This is a genomic window from Nocardia sp. NPDC060220 (assembly GCF_042727815.1).
GTDB lineage: Bacteria > Actinomycetota > Actinomycetes > Mycobacteriales > Mycobacteriaceae > Nocardia.
Genome location: NZ_JBHWZY010000693.1, coordinates 1 through 3738 on the forward strand (window position 1 = coordinate 1; position 3738 = coordinate 3738).

At 68.8% G+C, this 3738-nt stretch carries 5 protein-coding genes; 4 read left to right on the forward strand and 1 reads right to left on the reverse strand.

Features of this window, described 5'->3' with window-relative positions:
- The 4 genes from ACFWF3_RS27800 to ACFWF3_RS27815 form a co-directional block, all read left to right on the forward strand.
- Window positions 1–1444: sensor histidine kinase (locus ACFWF3_RS27800; protein ID WP_379316383.1), on the forward strand; the 1444-nt coding region annotated here is incomplete at its 5' end.
- Window position 1445: 1 nt separating this feature from the next.
- Window positions 1446–1850, forward strand: a complete 405-nt coding sequence (locus ACFWF3_RS27805; RefSeq protein ID WP_067453425.1) for a roadblock/LC7 domain-containing protein — start codon at window positions 1446–1448, stop codon at window positions 1848–1850.
- 12 nt (window positions 1851–1862) lie between these two features.
- Window positions 1863–2237 (forward strand): DUF742 domain-containing protein, encoded by a 375-nt coding sequence (locus ACFWF3_RS27810; protein ID WP_378987845.1) that lies wholly within the window; start codon window positions 1863–1865, stop codon window positions 2235–2237.
- Window positions 2218–2823: an ATP/GTP-binding protein gene (locus ACFWF3_RS27815; RefSeq protein ID WP_101467406.1), complete on the forward strand. Its 606-nt coding sequence runs from the start codon at window positions 2218–2220 to the stop codon at window positions 2821–2823. Before ACFWF3_RS27810 ends, ACFWF3_RS27815 begins: the two co-directional genes overlap by 20 nt.
- Before the next feature lie 2 nt (window positions 2824–2825).
- Here ACFWF3_RS27815 and ACFWF3_RS27820 read toward each other — a convergent pair whose 3' ends face one another.
- A complete protein-coding gene (locus ACFWF3_RS27820; RefSeq protein WP_379316385.1) occupies window positions 2826–3686 on the reverse strand; it encodes an SDR family NAD(P)-dependent oxidoreductase in 861 nt (286 codons plus the stop codon).
- Window positions 3687–3738 lie beyond the last annotated feature (52 nt).

The window sequence follows — 3738 nt, forward strand, 5'->3', positions numbered from 1 at the left end:
CTCCTACACCAGCTACAACGACCATGTGCAGAAGCTTGCCGAGGATTCCTCGCGCAAGGCCGAGACCAATGCCGCGCTGGCGGGCGGCGGCGTGCTCGCGCTCAGTGCGCTCGTCTTCCTCATCGCGATCGTCCTGGCGAACCGGATCATTCGCCGGCTGCGCCGGCTGCGCACCGCGACACTGCAACTCGCCGACGAGCAGCTGCCCGCCACCATGCGCACCCTGCGCGACGGTGGCGAGGTCGACCCGGCCGACACCGCGCCCACCCTGGACTTCGGGCACGACGAGATCGGTCAGGTCGCCAAGGCCTTCGAACACGCCGCCGCCGCGGCGATCGGTGCCGCGGTCGACGAGGCCCGTACTCGCGAGGGCGTGCGCGCGGTGTTCCTCAACATCGCCCACCGCAGCCAGATCGTGGTGCACCGCCAGCTCGAGATCCTCGACGAAGCCGAACGCCGCCAAGAGGATCCGGCACTGCTCGAGACGCTGTTCCGGCTCGATCACCTGGCCACCCGTGAACGTCGCAACGCCGAGAACCTGATCATTCTCGGCGGCGGTCGCCCGGGACGTCAGTGGCGTCAGCCCGTGCCGGTGATGGACGTGGTGCGCAGCGCCATCGGCGAAACGCTCGACTACGCGCGCGTGCGGGTCACCAAGCTGCCCGAGGTCAGCGTCGTCGGCACCGTCGTGGCCGACCTCGTGCACCTGCTCGCCGAGCTCGTCGACAACGCCACCGCGTTCTCCCCGCCGCAGTCGCGGGTCGAGGCGAGCGGCAATGTCGTCGGCAAGGGCGTGGTCGTCGAGATCACCGATCAGGGCATGGGCATGAGCGCCGACGACCTGGTCCGCTACAACACCATGCTGGCCGATCCGCCGGATTTCGGTGTCGGCACGCTGTCCTCGGACTCGCGCCTCGGCCTGTTCGTGGTCGCCCGGCTGGCCCTCGCGCACGGTGTGTCGGTGCGGCTGAGCGAATCCGATTACGGCGGCATCCGCGCCATCGTGCTGATCCCCCAGCAGTTGCTGGCAGGTGAGGCCGACCTCGCGGGCACGCCGCCCACGATGACCGGCCCGCTGCGTCGTGGGCTGCCCGCACCGCAGGATTCGGGACCGATCGCCGCCCTCGAATCCGCGCCCGCGCCGGTCGCGACCCTGGTCGCCGACCCGCCGACCCCGCGCCCGATGGCACCGGCCCCCGAGACGCCCCCCGCGCAGACCCCGCGCTACGACACCGGCTCCGACGAACGACCCGCGCTGCCGCGTCGCAGCAGGCAGACCAATCTGGCGCCCGAGCTCGCCGAGCCCGCCGCCGAGGCGCCGCGCGCACCCGAGCGCCCCCGCTCCGCAGAACAGGCGCGCGACATCATGTCCGCGATCGAGAACGGCACCCGCCAGGGTCGCAAACAACAGACCACATCGAACCAGGACGAACAGGAAGGCTGAGGTGAACTCTTCCCCCGGTGATCTCAACTGGCTACTCGACGATCTCGTCGACCGGCTGGCAGGGGTCCGCTACGCGGTCGTGCTGTCCACCGACGGACTGCTGCTCGGACGCTCCTCGCAGATGAAGCGTGAAGACGCCGAACATTTCGCCGCCATGTCCTCGACCCTCTACGGTCTCGCCCGCAGCGCGGGCAGCCGGTTCGACGGCGGCGGCGTGCGCCAAGCGGTGATCGAGCTCGATCGGGCCGTGCTCTTCGTGACCTCGGCCGGTGACAACGCTTGTCTGGCACTACAAGCCAACGAATCGGCCAATCTCGGCATGGTCGCCTACGAAATGAATCTCACCGTGCAGCGAGTCGGCAGCTATCTGTCTACGGAGCCGCGGCACGGGCATGCGCAGCTATAGAAAGTCTCGACAATGACTCGACTCGGCGATCCGTGGTTCGACGACGCGGCCGGACCCCTGGTCAGGCCGTACGCGGTGACCCGCGGCCGCACCATGGGCGCGGCGCACGATCTGGACATGCTCACAGTGGTGGTGGCGGTATACCCCGCCCCCACCCTGCGCAAACCAGAACCCGAGTACGCGACGATCGCACAGTTGTGCAAGCGTCCGCAGTCGGTGGCCGAGGTCTCGGCCGTGCTGAAACTGCCTCTGGCGGTAACCAAGATCCTCGTCGGTGATCTCATCGCCGAGGGCCACCTCATCTTCCGGGCTCCGGTAGCGGCCGAGGCCGGTGCCGGTGACCTCAACATATTGCGAGCGGTTCTGGATGGCATCCGAAAACTTTGACCCGATGTCCGCAGGCGACCAGCACATGGCCGCCTCGGTCAAAATCCTCATCGCCGGCGGCTTCGGCGTCGGCAAGACCACCATGGTCGGTGCGATCAGCGAGATCGCGCCGCTGCGGACCGAAGAGCTGATCACCGAGGTCAGCACCGGTGTCGACGACCTGTCGGGGGTGGAGCAGAAGCACACGACCACCGTCGCGCTGGACTTCGGGCGCATCACCATCGACCGGGATCTGGTGCTGTACCTGTTCGGCACGCCCGGACAGGACCGCTTCTGGTTCCTGTGGGACGAGCTGTGCCGTGGCGCCCTCGGCGCGATCGTGCTGGCCGACACCCGGCGATTGAGTAATTCGTTCGCGGCGGTGGACTTCTTCGAGCGGCGCGGCTTGCCGTTCCTGATCGCGGTGAACTGCTTCGACGGCGCGCCGCGCTACACGGTCGACGAGGTGCGCGATGCCCTGGACCTGGATCCGAACACGCCGGTGATCCTGTGCGACGCGCGCGATCGGCCCTCGGCCAAGGCGGTGCTGACCCACCTGGTCGAGTACCTGATCGATCGCGCCGCACGAACTCCCGTCACCACCTGAGACTATGCCGAGCCCGGCGCGGGGACTGCCCGTTCCGCGGCTCGGCTGGTCTGCTCCCAGGCCGACCAGGTGGCCATCTTGGCGCGCGCGAGGTCGAAGGCCAAGTCGTACACCATGTTTCCGAGCAGCAGGCGCAGCGGCGGTTCCCCGGCATCGACGAGCGTGAGCAGCGCCTCGGCGGCGAGGGCGGGCTCGCTGTCGACCGATCCCTCGGCCCACTGGGCCTCGAGCTGGGCACGCAGCGGGGCGTAGGCCTGGATCGGGGTGGTGTTCACCATCGCCGAATACAGGTCGGTCCAGTACCCGCCCGGCTGCAGAATACTCACGCGCACACCGAATTCCGCGGCTTCCATCGCCAGGGCCTCGCTCATGCCCTCGAGCGCGAACTTGCTCGCGGCATACATTCCCGACAGCGGGAACCCGGCGAGTCCGCCGATGCTCGACACCTGCACGATGTGCCCGCTGCGCTGCGCGCGCAGATGCGGGAGCACGGCCTGACTCACCCAGAGCGCGCCGAAGAAGTTGACCTCCATCTGCGCGCGAGCCTCGGCTTCGGTGAACTCCTCGATCATGCCCATCGAGAGCGTGCCCGCGTTGTTGACCACGATGTCGAGGCGGCCGAAGTGGGCGACAGCGGCATCGACCGCCGCGTGCACCGCGGCGCGGTCGGTGACATCGACGGTCAACGGCAGTACCCGGCCGGGATGGGCCGCGGCGAGTTCGTCGAGGGCGGATCCGGTGCGCGCGGCGGCGGCGACCCGGTCCCCCGCCGCCAGCGCCGCTTCGGCGAAGGCGCGACCGAGACCGCGGCTCGCTCCGGTGATGAACCAGACGCGGGATGCGGTGGTAGCGGCGGTGGTCATGGCGTTCCTCCTTCACTAGACAAGACGTTGCGTCTCGTCTGATGATCCGAGG

What these genes read in the sequence shown, in the direction of transcription:
- ACFWF3_RS27810 (WP_378987845.1), top strand. Translation starts at nt 1,863, where the DNA reads ATGACTCGACTCGGCGATCCGTGGTTCGACGACGCGGCCGGACCCCTG.
- ACFWF3_RS27820 (WP_379316385.1), bottom strand. Translation starts at nt 3,686, where the DNA reads ATGACCACCGCCGCTACCACCGCATCCCGCGTCTGGTTCATCACCGGA.
- ACFWF3_RS27815 (WP_101467406.1), top strand. Translation starts at nt 2,218, where the DNA reads ATGGCATCCGAAAACTTTGACCCGATGTCCGCAGGCGACCAGCACATG.